At 67.9% G+C, this 16529-nt stretch carries 13 protein-coding genes; 5 read left to right on the top strand and 8 right to left on the bottom strand.

Going from position 1 to position 16529, the window contains the following annotated elements:
* The first annotated feature begins 39 nt into the window (after positions 1 to 39).
* Complete coding sequence (locus tag AVCA_RS10145) at positions 40 to 1218, top strand: acetyl-CoA acetyltransferase (RefSeq protein ID WP_012700814.1); 1179 nt, start codon at positions 40 to 42, stop codon at positions 1216 to 1218.
* Positions 1219 to 1220: 2 nt separating this feature from the next.
* Complete coding sequence (locus tag AVCA_RS10150; protein ID WP_012700815.1) at positions 1221 to 2729, top strand: class I adenylate-forming enzyme family protein; 1509 nt, start codon at positions 1221 to 1223, stop codon at positions 2727 to 2729.
* A gap of 17 nt (positions 2730 to 2746) precedes the next feature.
* Here AVCA_RS10150 and guaD read toward each other — a convergent pair whose 3' ends face one another.
* The 5 genes from guaD to AVCA_RS10175 all read right to left on the bottom strand — a co-directional run bounded on the left by guaD (position 2747) and on the right by AVCA_RS10175 (position 10140).
* Positions 2747 to 4045, bottom strand: a complete 1299-nt coding sequence (gene guaD / locus AVCA_RS10155) for a guanine deaminase (protein ID WP_012700816.1) — start codon at positions 4043 to 4045, stop codon at positions 2747 to 2749.
* 98 nt (positions 4046 to 4143) lie between these two features.
* Positions 4144 to 4986 carry a xanthine dehydrogenase accessory protein XdhC gene (xdhC, locus tag AVCA_RS10160; protein WP_012700817.1) on the bottom strand — a complete coding sequence of 281 codons (843 nt, stop codon included), beginning with the start codon at positions 4984 to 4986 and terminating at the stop codon, positions 4144 to 4146.
* A 93-nt stretch (positions 4987 to 5079) separates the two neighbouring features.
* Positions 5080 to 7473: a xanthine dehydrogenase molybdopterin binding subunit gene (gene xdhB / locus AVCA_RS10165; protein ID WP_012700818.1), complete on the bottom strand. Its 2394-nt coding sequence runs from the start codon at positions 7471 to 7473 to the stop codon at positions 5080 to 5082.
* Positions 7466 to 8914 (bottom strand): xanthine dehydrogenase small subunit, encoded by a 1449-nt coding sequence (gene xdhA, locus AVCA_RS10170; RefSeq protein WP_041807154.1) that lies wholly within the window; start codon positions 8912 to 8914, stop codon positions 7466 to 7468. Before xdhA ends, xdhB begins: the two co-directional genes overlap by 8 nt.
* 278 nt (positions 8915 to 9192) lie before the next feature.
* The gene (locus tag AVCA_RS10175; RefSeq protein ID WP_012700820.1) at positions 9193 to 10140 is read right to left on the bottom strand and encodes an adenosine deaminase; all 948 of its coding nucleotides are present in this window, start codon (positions 10138 to 10140) and stop codon (positions 9193 to 9195) included.
* 115 nt (positions 10141 to 10255) lie between these two features.
* On the opposite strand from AVCA_RS10175, the gene AVCA_RS26385 reads away from it, so the two are divergent.
* Positions 10256 to 10432 (top strand): hypothetical protein, encoded by a 177-nt coding sequence (locus AVCA_RS26385; protein WP_156483777.1) that lies wholly within the window; start codon positions 10256 to 10258, stop codon positions 10430 to 10432.
* Positions 10433 to 10999: 567 nt separating this feature from the next.
* On the opposite strand, the gene AVCA_RS10180 is transcribed toward AVCA_RS26385, so the two are convergent.
* Positions 11000 to 12145 (bottom strand): IS481-like element ISAzvi11 family transposase, encoded by a 1146-nt coding sequence (locus AVCA_RS10180; RefSeq protein ID WP_012699574.1) that lies wholly within the window; start codon positions 12143 to 12145, stop codon positions 11000 to 11002.
* Positions 12146 to 12537: 392 nt separating this feature from the next.
* Complete coding sequence (locus tag AVCA_RS10185) at positions 12538 to 13452, bottom strand: TauD/TfdA dioxygenase family protein (protein ID WP_012700822.1); 915 nt, start codon at positions 13450 to 13452, stop codon at positions 12538 to 12540.
* A 417-nt stretch (positions 13453 to 13869) separates the two neighbouring features.
* Here AVCA_RS10185 and AVCA_RS10190 point away from each other — a divergent pair, with 417 nt between their 5' ends.
* Both AVCA_RS10190 and AVCA_RS10195 read left to right on the top strand, forming a co-directional pair.
* Complete coding sequence (locus tag AVCA_RS10190) at positions 13870 to 14901, top strand: sigma-54 interaction domain-containing protein (RefSeq protein ID WP_012700824.1); 1032 nt, start codon at positions 13870 to 13872, stop codon at positions 14899 to 14901.
* A gap of 13 nt (positions 14902 to 14914) precedes the next feature.
* Positions 14915 to 15361: a GNAT family N-acetyltransferase gene (locus AVCA_RS10195; protein WP_012700825.1), complete on the top strand. Its 447-nt coding sequence runs from the start codon at positions 14915 to 14917 to the stop codon at positions 15359 to 15361.
* A gap of 93 nt (positions 15362 to 15454) precedes the next feature.
* Here the strand turns inward: AVCA_RS10195 and AVCA_RS10200 are convergent, their stop codons facing one another.
* A complete protein-coding gene (locus tag AVCA_RS10200) occupies positions 15455 to 16495 on the bottom strand; it encodes an NADP(H)-dependent aldo-keto reductase (RefSeq protein WP_012700826.1) in 1041 nt (346 codons plus the stop codon).
* Positions 16496 to 16529 lie beyond the last annotated feature (34 nt).

Raw genomic sequence — 16529 nt, forward strand, 5'->3', positions numbered from 1 at the left:
GGCCCCGGTCGGCCCGACAACAACACAGAGGCAATTCACATGATCACGGATTCGGTATCCATCGTGGCCAGCGGCCACACCCGTTTCGGCCGGCTGGAAGGCCGCACGCTCGAGGACCTGATCGTCGCGGCGACGCGCGAGGCGCTGGAGGAGGCCGCGGTGGACGCGGCGGAAATCGACGCGGTGTTTCTCGGTCATTTCAATTCGGGGATGGTGCCGGATGGCTTCCCGGCCTCGCTGACGCTGCAGGCTGACCCGGCGCTGCGCTTCAAGCCGGCCAGCCGTTGCGAAAACGCCTGCGCCTCGGGTTCCGCGGCGATCCAGGCCGGGATCTGCGCGATCCGCTCGGGCGCCGCGGAACTGGTGCTGGTGGTCGGCGCGGAAAAGATGACTGCCAATTCCACCCAGGAGGTCACCCGCGCCCTGGCCGGCGCCGGCTACCAGAACGATCCGCAGGAGGCCGCGCTGAGCTTCCCGCAACAGTTCGGGCTGGCCGCCCGGCGATACGGCGAGCGTTACCGCGACCCGCTGGGCGCGATGGCCGCCATCGCGGTGAAGAACCACGCCAATGCCATGCATAACCCGCTGGCGCAGATGCACCGGGAGATGAGCCTCGAACACTGCGCCACGGTGTCCGAGAGCAACCCGCTGATCGCGCCGCCGCTGCGCCTCACCGACTGTTCGCTGATCTCCGACGGCGCGGCGGCCATCGTGCTGGCCTCGGCGCGGCGGGCCGAGCGTTTCCGCCGCCGCGTGGCGATCCGCGCCATGGCTCAGGTCAACGATTTCCTGCCCCTGTCGAAACGGGACTTTCTCGCCTTCGAAGGCCCGCAGCGGGCGATCCGCTCCGCGCTGGAGCAGGCCGGCGTGAGCCTGGCCGACCTGCAGTTCGCCGAGGTGCACGACTGTTTCACCATCGCCGAACTGATGATCTACGAAGCCATGGGGCTGGCGCCGCGGGGCGAGGGTTTCCGCGCGCTGGAGGAGGGCACGGTACTGGCCGGCGGGCGGCTGCCGGTGAATCTTTCCGGCGGCCTCAAGGCCAAGGGGCATCCGGTTGGCGCGACCGGGGTGTCGATGCACGCCATGGCGTTCCGCCAACTGGTCGGCGATCCCGTGGGCATCGCCCTGCGCCGGCCGGAGTTCGGCCTGGTGTTCAACATGGGCGGCATGGCGGTGGCGAACTACGCCAGCGTGCTGCAGGCGCAGGGGGCTTGACCGTGAACATCGCCGACTGGCTGGACGCCGCCGCGCGTCGCTGGCCCGCGCGACCGGCCCTGTACGAGGGCGAACGCGCGGTCGCGGATTACCGCGCCTTCGCCGCCGCCGCCGCGGCGCGGGCGAGCGGACTGCGCGACGAGCACGGCATCGCGCCGGGGGATCGGGTCGCGCTGTTCATGCACAACGCCTGCGAGTACCTGGAGCTGCTCTACGCCATCTGGTGGGCCGGTGCGGTGGCGGTGCCGATCAACCACAAGCTGCATGGCGACGAGGCCGCCTGGATCGCCGGCGACGCGCAGGCCCGGCTGATCTTCACCGACCACGGCGAACTGTTCGCCAACGGCGGGCTGCCCGCGCACTGCCGGGAGCTGGCCGGCCTCGGCAGCGAGCGACCGGAGCGGATCGACCCCGCCCTGGCGAGCCCCGTCCGGCGCGGCACGGACGATCTCGCCTGGCTGTTCTACACCTCCGGCACCACCGGCCGCGCCAAGGGCGTGATGCTGTCCCACGGCAACCTGCTGGCGATGTCCCTCTGCTATCCGGTCGACGTCGATCCGGTCGAAGCGGACGATGCCTACGTCTACGCCGCGCCCATGTCGCATGGCGCGGGGCTGTACAACTTCATCCATGTCCGCTGCGGCGCCCGCCACGTGGTTCCCGCCTCGCGGGGCTTCGATGCCGCCGAACTGTTCGGGCTGGCCGGGACGCTGGGGCGCCTGAGCCTGTTCGCGGCGCCGACCATGCTCAAGCGCATGGTTGGCGAGGCGCGCCGCCGGGGCTACGCCGGCGACGGCATCAAGTCCATCGTCTGCGGCGGCGCGCCGCTGTACCTGGCCGATCTGCGGGAGGCGCTGGCGACCTTCGGCCCGCGGCTGATCCAGATCTACGGCCAGGGCGAAAGTCCGATGACGATCAGCGCGCTGTGCCGCGAACTGATCGCCGACCGGGCGCGCGCGGACTGGCCGCGGCTGGCCGCTTCGGTCGGCTATCCGCAGTCGTGCGTCGAGGTCGGCGTGCTGGATGCCGCGGGCGATCCGCTACCGCCGGGCCGGCCGGGAGAGGTCGTGGTGCGCGGTCCCTGCGTGATGCACGGCTACTGGCGCGACGCGGCGGCGAGCGCGGCGACCCTGGTGGACGGCTGGCTGCGTACCGGCGATATCGGCTACCTGGACCGCGACGGCCTGCTGACCCTCACCGACCGCAGCAAGGACGTGATCATCTCTGGGGGCAGCAACATCTATCCCCGCGAAGTGGAGGAGGTGCTGGCGCTGCACCCGGCGATCGCCGAAGTCTCGGTGGTCGGCGAGCCGGACCCGGAGTGGGGCGAAAGCGTGGCGGCCTTCGTCGTCCTCCGCCCTGGCGAACGGGCGGACGCGCAGGCGCTCAACGCCTGGTTCGTCGCGCGCCTGGCGTCGTTCAAGAAGCCCAGGCGCTACCTGTTCGTCCGGGAGCTGCCGAAGAACGGCTACGGCAAGATCCTCAAGACCGAACTGCGCCGCTGCCTGTAGGGCGGCGGTGCGCCGCTTCAGACGTCGCGCCGGTGCACCGAACGCCCGGCGGCGAAGGTTTCCCGCACCGCGCGGTCGTCGCCGAGGATCATCAGCGCGAACAGCCTTTCCGCGAGGCTGCGCGCCTGTTCCAGACGGCGGGCGAGCAGCGGCGTGGCCTTGCAGTCCAGCACCACGAAGTCGGCGTCCTTGCCCGGCTGCAGGTTGCCGATGCGCTCGTCCAGGTAGAGCGCCCTGGCGCCGCCGAGGGTGGCCAGGTACAGCGCCTTGAACGGGTCGAGTTTCTGCCCCTGCAACTGCAGCACCTTGTAGGCCTCGTTGAGGCTCTGCAACTGGGAGAAGCTGGTGCCGCCGCCGACGTCGGTGCCCAGGCCGACGCGCACGCCGTGGCCTTCCAGCCGGGCCAGGTCGAACAGGCCGCTGCCGAGGAACAGGTTGGAGGTCGGGCAGAAGGCCACCGCCGAGCCGCTCTCGCCGAGCCGCCGGCACTCGTCGTCGCAGAGGTGGACGCCGTGGGCGAACACCGAGCGCTCGCCGAGCAGGCGGTGGTGGTCGTAGACGTCCAGGTAATGCCGGCGCTCGGGGAACAGTTCCTTCACCCAGTCGATCTCCGCGCGGTTCTCGGACAGGTGGGTGTGCAGGTAGAGGCCGGGGTATTCGCGCAGCAGCCGGCCGGCCAGGTCGAGCTGTCCGGGCGTGCTGGTCGGCGCGAAGCGCGGGGTGACTGCGTAGTGCAGGCGGCCCTTGCCGTGCCAGCGTTCGATCAGCGCGCGGCTCTCGGCGTAGCCGGAGGCGGCGCTGTCGCGCAGTCCGTCCGGGGCGTTGCGGTCCATCAGCACCTTGCCGGCGATCATCCGCAGATCGAGCCGGCTGGCCTCCTCGAAGAAGGCGTCCACCGACTGCGGATGCACGGTGGCGAACACCAGCGCCGTGGTGGTGCCGTTGCGCAACAGCTCGGCGAGGAACAGGCGCGCCTGGGCGCGGGCGTGCGCCGGGTCGGCGAAGCGCGCCTCGGCGGGGAAGGTGTAGGTTTCCAGCCACTCCAGCAACTGGCTGCCGTAGGAGGCGATCACGTCCAGTTGCGGGTAATGGATGTGGGTGTCGACGAAGCCGGGGACGATCAGCGCATCGCGGTACTCGGCCACCCCGACCCCGGCCGGCAGGCCCGGCAGCAGCTCGGCGGCGGCGCCGATCCGGACGATCCTGCCGTTCTCGACCAGCAGCAGGCCGTCCTCGAAATACTGGTACGAACGCTCGATGCCGACCTCGCGGGGATCGGCGAGACAGTGGAGCAGGGCGGCGCGGTAGGCTTGCATCGGGCGGTCCCTCATCTGTTGGCGGTGGATGTTCCGTACCCCCGGCAGGGCGGTCGTCGGCTGGAAGACCGCATGGCGTCCTCCACCCCGCATACCGTTCAGCCCGGACCGCGCCGCGAGGCCGGCAGCAGTCTGGCGACGCTCTCGCCGCCCTGGGCTTCCTCACCGAAACGGGCGTTGTAGGTGGCGATCACCTCGCCGGCGATGGAGATGGCGATCTCCAGCGGCAGCTTGCCCTTCACCTCGGGCAGGCCCATCGGGCAGCGCATGCGCTGCAGCGTTTCGGCGGGCAGGCCGCGTTCGCGCAGGCGGTGTTCGAAGCGGGCGCGCTTGCTCTTCGAGCCGATCAGCCCGAAATAGGTGAAGTCGTTGCGTTCGAGAATGGCCTCGGCGAGCCGCAGGTCGAGCTGGTGGTCGTGGGTCATGACGATGAAGTAGCTGCCGGCGGGCATCCGCTCGACTTCATCGAGCGGTTCGTCGTCGATCACCTGTTCCACCCCGGCCGGCAGCGGGTCGGGGAATTCCTGCGCGCGCGAATCGATCCAGCGCAGCCGGCACGGCAGGCCGGCGAGCAGCGGCGCCAGCGCGCGGCCGACGTGGCCGGCGCCGAACAGGGCGATGCGCGCCTGCGGCTGGCCCAGCGGCTCGAACAGCAGCACGGTGGCGCCGCCGCAGCACTGGCCGAGGCTGGCGCCCAGGGCGAAGCGCTCCAGGCGCGCGGCCCGGCTGCGGCTTTCCAGCATTTCGCGGGCGATCCGCATGGCCTCGAATTCCAGGTGGCCGCCGCCGATGCTGTCGTGCAGCCGCTCGCGCTCGACCACCATCTTCGCCCCGGCGTCGCGCGGCGTGGAGCCCTGCTCCTCGACCACGGTCACCAGCACGCAGGGCTCGCCGCGTTGCTTGAGGTCGGCGAGGGCGTCGATCCAGCTCATGTTGCTCATGGTTCGGTCCTTGGAAGGCTGGAAAACCGCGCAGCGTTTTCCAGCGTATCCATCTTCGGGGGCTCGGGGTGGACAAGCAAAGCGTTGTCCACCCTACGTCGATTCGCCCGCGTGCTCGTGCACCGCACCTTGGGGCTGCTGCAGCTTTTTCATCTGCTCCACGCCCCAGAGCACCCGCTCCGGCGTCGCCGGGGCGTCGATGGCCGGCTGCAGGTGGTAGTCGGCGAGGCTGGCCACGGCGTCCTTGATCGCGCACCACACCGAGATGCCGAGCATGAACGGCGGCTCGCCGACGGCCTTGGAATGGAACACCGTGTCCTCCGGGTTGCGGCGGTTTTCCAGCAGTTTCACCCGCAGGTCGGCCGGCACGTCGGCGACCGTGGGGATCTTGTAGCTGGCGGGCCCGGCGGTGAGCAGGCGGCCCTTGTCGTCCCACACCAGTTCCTCGCAGGTCAGCCAGCCCATGCCCTGGACGAAGCCGCCTTCCACCTGGCCGATGTCGATGGCCGGGTTCAGCGAGGCGCCGACGTCGTGGAGGATGTCGGCGCGCAGCAGCCGGTACTCGCCGGTCAGGGTGTCGACCAGCACTTCCGCGCAGGCCATGCCGAAGGCGTAGTAGTAGAACGGCCGGCCGCGCGCCTGGGTGCGGTCGTAGTAGATCTTCGGCGTGCGGTAGAAGCCGGTGCTGGAGAGCGACACCTGGCCGAGGTAGGCCGCCTGGACCAGTTCCTCGAAGCTCAGGTAGCGGTCGCGGATGCGCACCTGGCCGTTCTTGAACTGCACGTCCTCCGCGCCGACCTGCCAGTGCCGGGCGGCGAAGTCGACCAGGCGCTGCCTGATGGTCTGCGCGGCTTCCTTGGCCGCCTTGCCGTTCAGGTCGGCGCCGCTGGAGGCGGCGGTGGGCGAGGTGTTGGGCACCTTGCCGGTGTTCGCCGGGCTGATCTGGATGCGCGAGACATCCACCTGGAACACCTCGGCGACCACCTGGGCGACCTTGGTGTTGAGGCCCTGGCCCATCTCGGTGCCGCCGTGGTTGAGGTGGATGCTGCCGTCGGTGTAGACGTGCACCAGCGCGCCGGCCTGGTTGAGAAAGCTCGACGTGAAGCTGATGCCGAACTTCACCGGGGTCAGCGCCAGACCCTTCTTCAGCACCGGGCTCCGGGCGTTGAAGGCGCGGATTTCCTCGCGGCGCGCGGCATAGTCGCAGCTTGCCTCCAGCTCGGCGGTCATCTCTTCGAGCAGGTTGTGTTCCACCGTCTGGTGGTAGTGGGTGAGGTTGCGCTCGGTCTTGCCGTAGTAGTTGAGCTTGCGCACCGCGAGCGGGTCCTTGCCGAGGTGGCGGGCGATGGCGTCCATGATCTCCTCGATGGCGAGCATCCCCTGCGGGCCGCCGAAGCCGCGAAAGGCGGTGTTGGAGGCGAGGTTGGTCTTGCAGCGGTGACCTTCCACCAGGGCATCGCCCAGGTAGTAGGCGTTGTCGGCATGGAACATGGCGCGGTCGACGATGGCCCCGGAAAGATCCGGCGAATAACCGCAGTTGGCCGCCAACTGGATGTGCACGCCGTGCAGGCGGCCGTCGTCGTCGAAGCCGACCTCGTACTCCACCTGGAAGGGATGGCGCTTGCCGGTGATGCGCATGTCCTCGTTGCGCGGCAGGCGCATCTTGGTCGGCCGTCCGGTCAGGCGGGCGATCACCGCGCACAGGCAGGCCGGCGCCGCGGCCTGGGTTTCCTTGCCGCCGAAGCCGCCACCCATGCGGCGCATGTCCACTTCCACCTTGTTCAGCGGCACGCCGAGCACCTCGGCGACCAGTTTCTGCACCTCGCTGGGGTGCTGGGTCGAGCTGTGGACCAGCATGCCGCCGTCCTCGGTGGGCAGCACCGAAGCGATCTGCGTTTCCAGGTAGAAGTGCTCCTGGCCGCCGATCCGCAGGCTGCCGGCGAGGCGATGGGGGGCCTCGGCCAGCGCCGCGGCGGCATCGCCGCGCCGGTGGCTGTGGCTGTCGAGGACGAACTGCCGGCGGCGCAGGGCCTCGTCCACCGTCAGCACCGGCTCCAGGTCCTCGTACTCGATCAGCGCCGCCAGCGCCGCGCGGCGGGCGTTCTCCAGGCTGTCGGCGGCCACCGCCAGCACCGGCTGGCCGAGGTATTGCACGCTGCCGTCGGCGAGCAGCGGGTCGCCGGGGAACACCGGGCCGATGTCCAGCTTGCCGGGCACGTCGGCGCTGGTGATGACGATGGCCACGCCGGGGACGGCGTAGCAGGGCGTGCTGTCGATGCGGACGATGCGTGCGTGGGCGCGCTCGGAGAGGCGCGCGTAGACGTGCAACTGGTTGGGGAATTCCAGGCGGTCGTCGATGTAGAGCGCCGCGCCGCTCGCGTGCTTGGCCGCGCTCTCGTGCCGGACGCTGCGGCCGACGCCGGTGAGCAGTTCCGCGCGAAACAGCGCGGCGAGTTCTTCCTGGCTGTGGGAGATGAGTTCAGACATGGTCGGTCACCCGGGTCGGCAGCGCCGGCGCGTGCAGTTCGAGGAAGGCCTTGCGCAGCAGGTTCTGCGCGGCGAGCAGGCGGTATTCGCGACTGGCGCGGAAATCGCCGAGCGGGTCGAAGTCGCCGGCCAGCGCCGTGCAGGCGCGCTCGATGACGGCGGCCTCGAACGGCTGGCCGAGCAGCGCCCGCTCGCAGGCCGTGGCGCGCCTGGGGATCGCCGCCATGCCGCCGAAGGCGATGCGCGCCTCGCGCACCCGGCCGTCCTCGATCAGCAGATTGAAGGCGGCGCAGACCGCCGAGATGTCGTCGTCCAGGCGCTTGGACAGCTTGTAGGCGCGAAACGCCTGGCCGGGACGGGCGCGCGGCACGAGGATCTTTTCGATGAATTCGCCCGGCTCCAGGGCGGTGACTTTGTAGTCGAGGAAGAAGTCTTCCAGCGCGAGCGTGCGGCTGGTCCCACCCTTGCGCAGCAGCAGGCGGGCGCCGAGGGCGATCAGTAGCGGCGGCGTGTCGCCGATCGGCGAGGCGTTGCCGATGTTGCCGCCCAGGGTGCCCTGGTTGCGGATCTGCAGGGAGGCGAAGCGCTTGAGCAGGGCGCCGAAATCCGGGTATTCGGCGGCCAGCGCCGCCTGGCAGTCGGCGAGCGGCGTGGCGGCGCCGATCTCGATGGCCTCGCTGCCCGGCGTCAGCCGCTTCAGCTCCTCGATGCCGCCGAGGTGGATGGTCAGCGGCAGGGCGCGGTGCTGCTGGGTCACCTCCAGGGCGAGATCGGTGCCGCCGGCGAACAGCCGCGCCTCGGGATGAGCCGCGTAGAGCGCGGCCAGTTCGTCGACGCTGGCCGGCAGCAGGCAACGCCGGTCGTTCCCGGCCAGTTCGGTGCCGCCCCGGGCGATGGCCTTGAGCGCGGCGACGGTCTCGGCCTCGGCGGCGTCGAACTGGTCCGGCTCCGGCGCGCCGCAGGCCTGTTCGGCGGCGGCGAGGATCGGCCGGTAGCCGGTGCAGCGGCAGAGGTTGCCGGCCAGGGCTTCGCAGGCCCGTTCGCGGTCGGGGCCGTCGGCGTTCTTTTGCAGGGCGAACAGCGACATGACCACGCCGGGCGTGCAGAAGCCGCACTGCGAGGCGTGCCGGTCGACCACCGCCTGCTGCACGGCGTGCAGCCGTCCCCGTTGCTCGAGGTCTTCGACCACCAGCAACTGCTTGCCGTGCAGGGCGGCGACGAAGGTCAGGCAGGCGTTGAGGCTGCGGTAGCGCAGGCGTTCCCGGCCGTCTTCCTCGACCAGTTCGCCGACCACCACGGTGCAGGCGCCGCAGTCGCCGGAGCCGCAGCCTTCCTTGGTGCCGGTGCGCCGCAGATGTTCGCGCAGGTAGCGCAGCACCGTGAGGTTCGGGTCGAGGGCGCGCTCGCTGCGCAGTTCGCGGTTGAGAAAAAACTGGATCACGGCATCCTCCGGGGATTCGACGGTAGCGCATGTAGGGCACATCTAAAAACTACCTGCGTGGTCATCGCTGCGTTAAAAACAGGCTCAAAATGCTCATTTACAGCGCGTAAACTCCGCTTTTTCGCCTGTTTTTGCCTTGCGCTGACTGCCTCGCCTACGTTTTTAGAGGTGCCCTGTAGGGTGGGAAACGGCCGCAGGCCTTTCCCACCAGCGGCGCGGTCACGGTGGAAAATCGCGACGCGAGTTTTCCACCCTACAAGAGCCATGGGCCGGGTCCTTCAGGCCAGACGGGCGTCCAGGCTGTTCTGCGCCAGGCGCTCGGCCTGTTCGCAGGTCATGCCGAGGCTTTCCTGCAGGGCCACGAAATTCTCCGTGACGTAGCCGCCGAAGTAGGCCGGATCGTCGGAGTTCACCGTCACCTTCACGCCCATTTCCAGCAGCTTGAGGATGTTGTGTTCGCTCATGTCCTTGAACACGCGGAGCTTGACGTTGGACAGCGGGCAGACGGTCAGCGGGATCTGCTCGTCGATCAGCCGTTCCAGCAGCCGCGGGTCCTCGGCGGCGCGCACGCCGTGGTCGATGCGCTTGACCTTGAGCAGGTCGAGGGCTTCCCAGATGTATTCCGGCGGGCCTTCCTCGCCGGCGTGGGCGACGGTGGCGAAGCCCTCGGCGCGGGCGCGCTCGAACACCTGGCGGAACTTGCGCGGCGGATGGCCCTTTTCCGAGCTGTCCAGGCCCACGGCGATGAAGGCGTGGCGGAACGGCAGGGCCTGGTCGAGGGTCTTGTGCGCCTCCTCCTCGGAGAGGTGGCGCAGGAAGCTCAGGATCAGCCCGCTGCCGATGCCGAGTCGTTTGCGGCCGTCCTCCAGCGCCTGGCCGATGCCGCTCAGTACCGTCTCGAAGGGGATGCCGCGGTCGGTGTGGGTCTGCGGGTCGAAGAAGGGCTCGGTGTGGACGACGTTCTGTTCCTTGCATTTGCGCAGGTAGGCCCAGGTCAGGTCGTAGAAGTCCTGCTCGGTGCGCAGCACGTTGGCGCCCTGGTAGTAGAGGTCGAGGAATTCCTGCAGGTTGTTGAAGGCGTAGGCCTTGCGCAGGCTTTCCACGTCGGGCCAGGGCAGGGCGACCTTGTTGCGTTCGGCGAGGGCGAACAGCAGCTCCGGCTCCAGCGAGCCTTCCAGATGCAGGTGCAGTTCGGCTTTGGGGAGGGCGTTGAGCCAGGCGTACATGGGATGGCCTCTTGTCGTCGGGGGCAGGCAGGGCGGGGCGCTTGGATCGGCCCCACGCATATGACTAGCTTGCCTCTTGTCGCGGCGCCCTGCCACTGCCGCGAGGACGGCTGGCATGGGCGCGACGATTCGACGAGGGCGATCCTGCGGACTGTCGCTCGGACCGGTGGCGGAAAAGCATGTGGATGGCAGCGGCGCGATGCAGGGCAATCGCATGAAGCGCTTGCCTGATACCGGACTGGAAAGCTTGTATGTCGGGCATTTCGGCGTTGCCTTCGGCTCCGCTGCATAAGCTGCTTGCCGAGGGGCCGGACGGTCCCTGTTTCGGCCCCCCGGCCGAGTCACTTTCTCTTTGCTCGCGCGAAAGAGAAAGTAACCAAAGAGAAAGCGCGCCCGATCATTCGGCCCCGGCTGCGCCGGGGTTCCCTCGCTCCGGCGCCGCTCCGGGGGCACGTCGCGAAGGGACGTCCCTGTCCCTTCGCGACTCGCTCGGCGTCCTGCCTCGCGTCCCCCTCCGCGACACCTGCGCTCGGCCTCCTGAACGGGAGTCGGTTCCGAGCTGCCTGAAAGCGCTTTTGCCCTTCTTGTGGCTCGGCCTGTCAGGCAACGCCGGATGCCCCCTTCAGGAGGCCGAGCGGAGTCGTCGTGGAAGGGGTCGAGCGGCAAGGATGCCGCGAGAGCCGCGATGGGCCATGGATGGCCCTTCGCGGCGGGCCCCTGGAACGGCGATGTAGGGAGGGAACCCGGAGCGAAGCGCAGGGCCGGATGAGGGGGTGGCCTTCTTTTGGGTTACTTTTTCTTGGCCAGATGTACGGACCGGAGACATGGTGGACACATGTGCGGGGACATGGTTGACGGATTATGCGTCAGTTTTGGCTAACTCCCGCAGGTCAATCTGCATCAGCTTGTGATGGACGAAGTACACGTCGTATAAGCCGTCGGTATCGCCGCTCGGGCGGATGGCCACCGGCTGGTCGCGCAGTGGATTGGAGAGTTTGTAGCTGCGTCCTTTGAACCTGATCGCCCCAAGCGCCTTCACTGTCACCACGGTATCGTCCGGCCCGTATTCAATGGTGGGCAGTTGTACAGGATAAGTCCGTGGGCTGACTCGGTAGCGTGTGACAGGCGTGACCATCCGAAGGGCTTCGTGGGGTCGCTGGTGGTTGTAGACCACACGCCAGTTGTCGAAGGCTTCCTGGGCCTGGTGCAGGGTGTGGAAGCTGCGGCCATTGAGGACTTCGGCCTTGAGTGAGCGGTGAAAGCGTTCATCCTTGCCGTTGGTTTGCGGGTGACGAGGACGGCTGAAGCTCAGGCGGATGCCCAACCGGATCAGCCAGATGGCAAGTTCGGTCAATTGCCCCGGTTGGCGCGAGGCACCCCAAGGGGCGCCGTTGTCCGTGTTGATCCGTACCGGCAAGCCATAGCGCTCGAAGATGCCGATCAGTTCACCCTGCACGGTGCCATGGCGCTGACAGGCGCAGGCCCGCAGGCCCAGGTTGAAACGCGAGTGGTCGTCCAGCACGGTCAGTGGATGACAGGGGCCTTCGGATGTCTGGAAATACCCTTTGAAATCCATTTGCCACAGATCGTTGGGTGCCGCGTGCTCGAAGCGTTTCCAGGGCACGGCCGCTTCTGAGGCCAGGGGATCGATCAGTCCGTGACGGTGCAGGATAGAGGTGATGGTGCTTGGCGCCAAGGCTGGATGCCCCAGGTCTTGCAAGCGCCGACTCAGCTTACGTCCACCCCAGCACGGATGGGCCTGGCGCAGCTCCACCACCCGGGCTTCCAGACTGGGCGATGTCAGGTGTGGGCTGGTCTTGGGGCGCCTGGAAAGGTCGGCCAGGCCGGCACGCCCTTGCTGTTCATATCGGACCAGCCACTTGTACGCAGTCTGCGGGCTGATCCCGAAGCGTCGGCACAACTCACGGCGGTTGCTGCCTTCCTGCTGGGCCAGCAGGACAAATTCTTCTCGTAGGTTCATGGTGTCTTGAATGTTCCAGGGCATGGTCGTTGGCTCGGCAGGTCACTGCCGAAAGTGTCAACCATGTCCCCGCACACCTGTCACCTAGGTCTCCGGTCTGTACAGCCAGACAAGAAAAAGTGACTCGGCCGGGGGGCCGAAACAGGGAGTGTCCGGCCCCTCGGCAAGCAGCCATGCCAAGGTTCACACAACCTTTCCAGTCCAGTATCGGGCGGGCATTTCATGCGATTGGCCCTGGCGCGCGATGCCGATCGCGGGAGATATTTTTGCGGATGCGACAAAAAGTGGGAGCGGACCCGTTCGCGATCGACGGTAACCTCGAAAGCACCGCGACGAATCCTCTCCCATCAAAGCGATGTCAAGCCGTTCTCTCGATTCCTCCTCCTGCTGCCGGGCGATCTGGGTTGGAGCAGGTCTCAGCCGGCCTTCTTCAGCGCGACCTTATCCTCCTCGCTGCGCGGGATGCGGCTTTCCGGGCTGGGCTTGATCGCCCGGCTGCTCTCGCCGCCGACCGACACCGGGATCTCGCCGAGCACCGTGGTGCGGCGCACGATGCGCCGGGCGTTGCCGTAGTCGTCGATGGCGATGTGCTGGGTGGCGCGGTTGTCCCACAGCGCCACGTCGCCTTCGCTCCAGCGCCAGCGCACGATGTTCTCCAGCTTGACGATGTGCGACTGGAACAGGTCCAGCAGCGCCCGCGAGTCGCGCGAGTTGAGGCCGACGATCCTCTCCGCGAAGTGGCCGAGCAGCAGTGCCTTCTCGCCGGTTTCCGGGTGCACGCGCACCAGCGGGTGCTCGCTCTCGTAGATGGTGGAGGTGAACTGCTCGCGGAAGCGCTTGTTGGCCACCACTTCGATCTGCTTGGGCGCGGCGTAGTCGTAGTCGTTGGTGTGGCGCACCCACAGGCTGTCGGCCAGCCGCTGCAGCGGCTCGGGCAGTTCCTGGTAGGCCGTGACGGTGTTGGCGAACACGGTGTCGCCGCCCGCTTCGGGGATCACCTCGCCGCGCAGGATGGTGATCTTCGGGTAGTCGACGACGAAGCTGATGTCGGTGTGCCAGGAGTTGGCCCGCGAGCGCTCGGAGTCCACTTCGAGGATACCGGCGGTGTTCTGTTCCGTGGGGGTGGTCGGATGCACCACCAGATCGCCGAAGCGGCGGCTGAAGGCTTCCTGCTCGGCGTCGGTCAGATGCTGGTCGCGCAGGAACAGTGCCTTGTACTTGAGCACGGCCTGCTGCAGCTCGGCGAATTGCGCCTCGTCCAGATCGGTCAGGCGCACCCCGCTGACGATGGCGCCGATGCGGCCGGTGACGGGACGGATATCCAGGGACATGGGGGTTTCTCCTGTGGTGCCGCTGCGGCTCCTTGCCGCAGGCGAATGGTCGGGGCCGCGCGACGCTGTCGGTCGGCGGCGGGTCGTTCGGCGGGGTGGGGCCGCGCCTTTCACCCAAGGCTGGAGCAGAAAGCGTGCCAGCCTGCGAATACCCCGTTTTTCGCGGATTTTGGCTGCTTCATGGCTGCAGGACTGTTGGATTTCGCGCAACTTGCGCAGGTGGCTGGCGATTATCCGGCAGCCTGTGCGGGCGGTTCGACAGGCGGATTTATATGATAAATGGAATATATAAATCTAATTTGATTATTTTTAAACATAAGCCATGGCCGCTAGAGTCCTGCCGCACCGATATATCTGTCCGCGAGGCCGTCCATGAACGCACCTGTCCTGACTCTGGCTCCCCACGAAAACAGTCGCATGGAGATCCGCGCCAAGGCCCTGCTGTTTGCCGACGCGCGTTCGCAACAGTTGCTGGCCCAGGCCGAACTGGTCGCCGACAGCCCGGTTCCGGTGCTGATCCAGGGCGAGACCGGCACCGGCAAGGAATTGCTGGCCCGCCACCTGCACCAGCGCAGCGGACGCAAGGGGCCGTTCGTCGCGGTGAACGGCGCGGCGATCAGCGAGACTCTGGCCGAGAGCGAGTTCTTCGGCCACGAGGCCGGTGCCTTCACCGGCGCCGCCGGTCGCCGCGAGGGCTGGTTCGAGGCGGCCAACGGCGGCACCCTGTTCCTCGACGAGATCGGCGACCTGCCGCTGGCCTTGCAGGTCAAGCTGCTGCGCGTGCTGCAGGAGCGCGAGGTGGTGCGGGTCGGCGGGCGCAAGCCGATCCCCATCGATGTGCGGCTGGTCACCGCGACCCACGTCGACCTGCAGTCGGCGATCGCCGCCGGGCGTTTTCGCGAGGATCTGTTCTACCGCCTGAACATCGTCACCCTGGCCATTCCGCCGCTGCGCGACCGGCCCGGCGACATCCTGCCGCTGGCCCGGCACTTCCTCGGCCAGTTCGCCCGCGAGCACGCCCGCGCGGAACCGGTGCTGGCGCCGGACGCCGTCGAGCGCCTGCTCGGCCACAGTTGGCCGGGCAACATCCGCGAACTGGAGAACGTACTGCTATCCGCCGCGCTGATGACCGGCGGCCGGCCGATCGAGGCCCGCCACCTGCAACTGCGCCCGCGTAGCGCGCCACCGGCGAGCGCCCGGCCGGTACCCGCCGAGCCCCCAGTCGACCCGCTCTGGCAGGGCATCCAGAAGCAGCTCGGCGAGTTGCTCGATCGCGGCGACGACGGCCTGCTGGCGCGCTGGGAGTCGTTGCTGCTGGAAACCACCCTGCGCCGCCATCGCTATAACCAGGTGCACAGCGCCGACCGCCTCGGCATCAGCCGCCATGCCCTGCGCACCCTGCTGAAGCGCTACGACCTGCTGCCCGAGACGCGTGCGCCGCGGGTTTGAAGAAGGGACGAATATGAATATGAATGCCTCGCCGGAACTGAGGGTGACGACCGACAAGGATGAGCTCGATCTGGAAAGAATCCACGAGCTGCTGAAAAGCGCCTACTGGTCGAAGAACATTCCGCTGGAGATAGTCGAGAGAGCCTTCGCCAATTCTTTCGCTTTCGGGCTTCTGCACGAAGGAAAGCAGATCGGCTTCGGCCGCTTCGTGACGGACTACGCGACTTTCGCCTACCTGGCGGATGTCTTCATCGAGGAGCCGTACAGGGGCAGGGGATACGCCCGGTTACTGATCGATACGGTGCTCGCTCATCCCGATATCCGGGGATTGCGCCGCATATTGCTGGCCACGGCCGACGCGCACGGGGTGTATGCGCCCTGTGGTTTCGAGCCACTGGCGAAGCCGCGGAATTTCATGGAAATCAATCGCCCGGATATTTATCTCCGTAGCGACGCTTGAGATCCGCGGGAGCGGATATGGCGGTGGATGGCCGAAGCCATCCACCCGATGGGCAAGCCCGCGGCGTTGTCTATCCCGCGAAAGCGGCGGTTCTCAGGGCGCCGGGTTGGGTTGCTCTGTGTGGATGCGCTCGATGCCGGCGAGCAGTTCGTCGCTGAGTTTCAGTTCCAGGCTGGCGATGTCGCTGTCCAGTTGCTCCAGCGTGGTGGCGCCGATGATGTTGCTGGTGAGGAACGGCCGGCTGGTGACGTAGGCCAGCGCCAGTCGCGCCGGATCGACGCCGTGCTCGCGGGCCAGGGCGACGTAGGCGCTGGCGGCGCGGCGCGCCTGCGGGCTGTTGTAGCGCTGGAAGCGCTCGAACAGGGTCAGCCGTGCTTTGGGCGGTTGCGCGCCGTTCTCGTACTTGCCGGAGAGCAGGCCGAAGGCCAGTGGCGAGTAGGCGAGCAGGCCGACCCGTTCGCGGATGGCGATTTCCGCCAGGCCCACCTCGAAGCTGCGGTTGAGCAGGTTGTAGGGGTTCTGGATCGACACCACCCGCGGCCAGCCGCGGGTCTCGGCCAGGTGCAGGAAGCGGTGCACGCCCCAGGGCGTTTCGTTGGACAGGCCGATATGGCGGATCTTGCCGCTCTTCACCAGGCCGTCGAGGACCTCCAGCGTCTCCTCGATCGGCGTGAGGTGGGCGTCCGGGTCGTGCCGGTAGCCGAGCTGGCCGAAGAAGTTGGTCTGCCGGTCCGGCCAGTGCAACTGGTAGAGGTCGATGTAGTCGGTCTGCAGGCGCGCGAGGCTGGCGTCCACGGCGGCGGTCAGGTTGGCCCGGTCGAAGTGGTTGCGGCCGTCGCGGATGTGGGTGATGCCGTTGCCGGGCGGCGCCGCCTTGGTGGCGAGGACCCAGTCGCCGCGTCCGCCGTGGCGCTTGAAGTAGTTGCCGATGATGGTCTCGGTGGCGCCGGCGGTTTCCGCCTTCGGCGGCACCGGGTACATCTCGGCGGTATCGATGAAATTGATCCCGGCCGCCTGGGCGCGGCGGATCTGCTCGAAGCCTTCGGCTTCGCCGTTCTGTTCGCCCCAGGTCATGCTGCCGAGCGCCAGCGCGCTGACCTGGAGATCGGTCCTGCCGAGTGGGCGGTAAATCATCGCGGATTCCTTTGCTGAGATGGGTGGAGGGGCA

The sequence above is a fragment of the Azotobacter vinelandii CA genome (assembly GCF_000380335.1).
GTDB lineage: Bacteria > Pseudomonadota > Gammaproteobacteria > Pseudomonadales > Pseudomonadaceae > Azotobacter > Azotobacter vinelandii.

Coding starts and splice junctions, on each gene's coding strand:
- xdhB (WP_012700818.1), bottom strand. CDS start 7,473: ATGTCTGAACTCATCTCCCACAGCCAGGAAGAACTCGCCGCGCTGTTT.
- AVCA_RS10200 (WP_012700826.1), bottom strand. CDS start 16,495: ATGATTTACCGCCCACTCGGCAGGACCGATCTCCAGGTCAGCGCGCTG.
- guaD (WP_012700816.1), bottom strand. CDS start 4,045: ATGCAAGCCTACCGCGCCGCCCTGCTCCACTGTCTCGCCGATCCCCGC.
- AVCA_RS10190 (WP_012700824.1), top strand. CDS start 13,870: ATGGAGATCCGCGCCAAGGCCCTGCTGTTTGCCGACGCGCGTTCGCAA.
- AVCA_RS10185 (WP_012700822.1), bottom strand. CDS start 13,452: ATGTCCCTGGATATCCGTCCCGTCACCGGCCGCATCGGCGCCATCGTC.
- AVCA_RS10195 (WP_012700825.1), top strand. CDS start 14,915: ATGAATATGAATGCCTCGCCGGAACTGAGGGTGACGACCGACAAGGAT.
- AVCA_RS10175 (WP_012700820.1), bottom strand. CDS start 10,140: ATGTACGCCTGGCTCAACGCCCTCCCCAAAGCCGAACTGCACCTGCAT.
- AVCA_RS10180 (WP_012699574.1), bottom strand. CDS start 12,145: ATGCCCTGGAACATTCAAGACACCATGAACCTACGAGAAGAATTTGTC.
- xdhC (WP_012700817.1), bottom strand. CDS start 4,986: ATGAGCAACATGAGCTGGATCGACGCCCTCGCCGACCTCAAGCAACGC.
- AVCA_RS26385 (WP_156483777.1), top strand. CDS start 10,256: ATGGGCGCGACGATTCGACGAGGGCGATCCTGCGGACTGTCGCTCGGA.
- AVCA_RS10145 (WP_012700814.1), top strand. CDS start 40: ATGATCACGGATTCGGTATCCATCGTGGCCAGCGGCCACACCCGTTTC.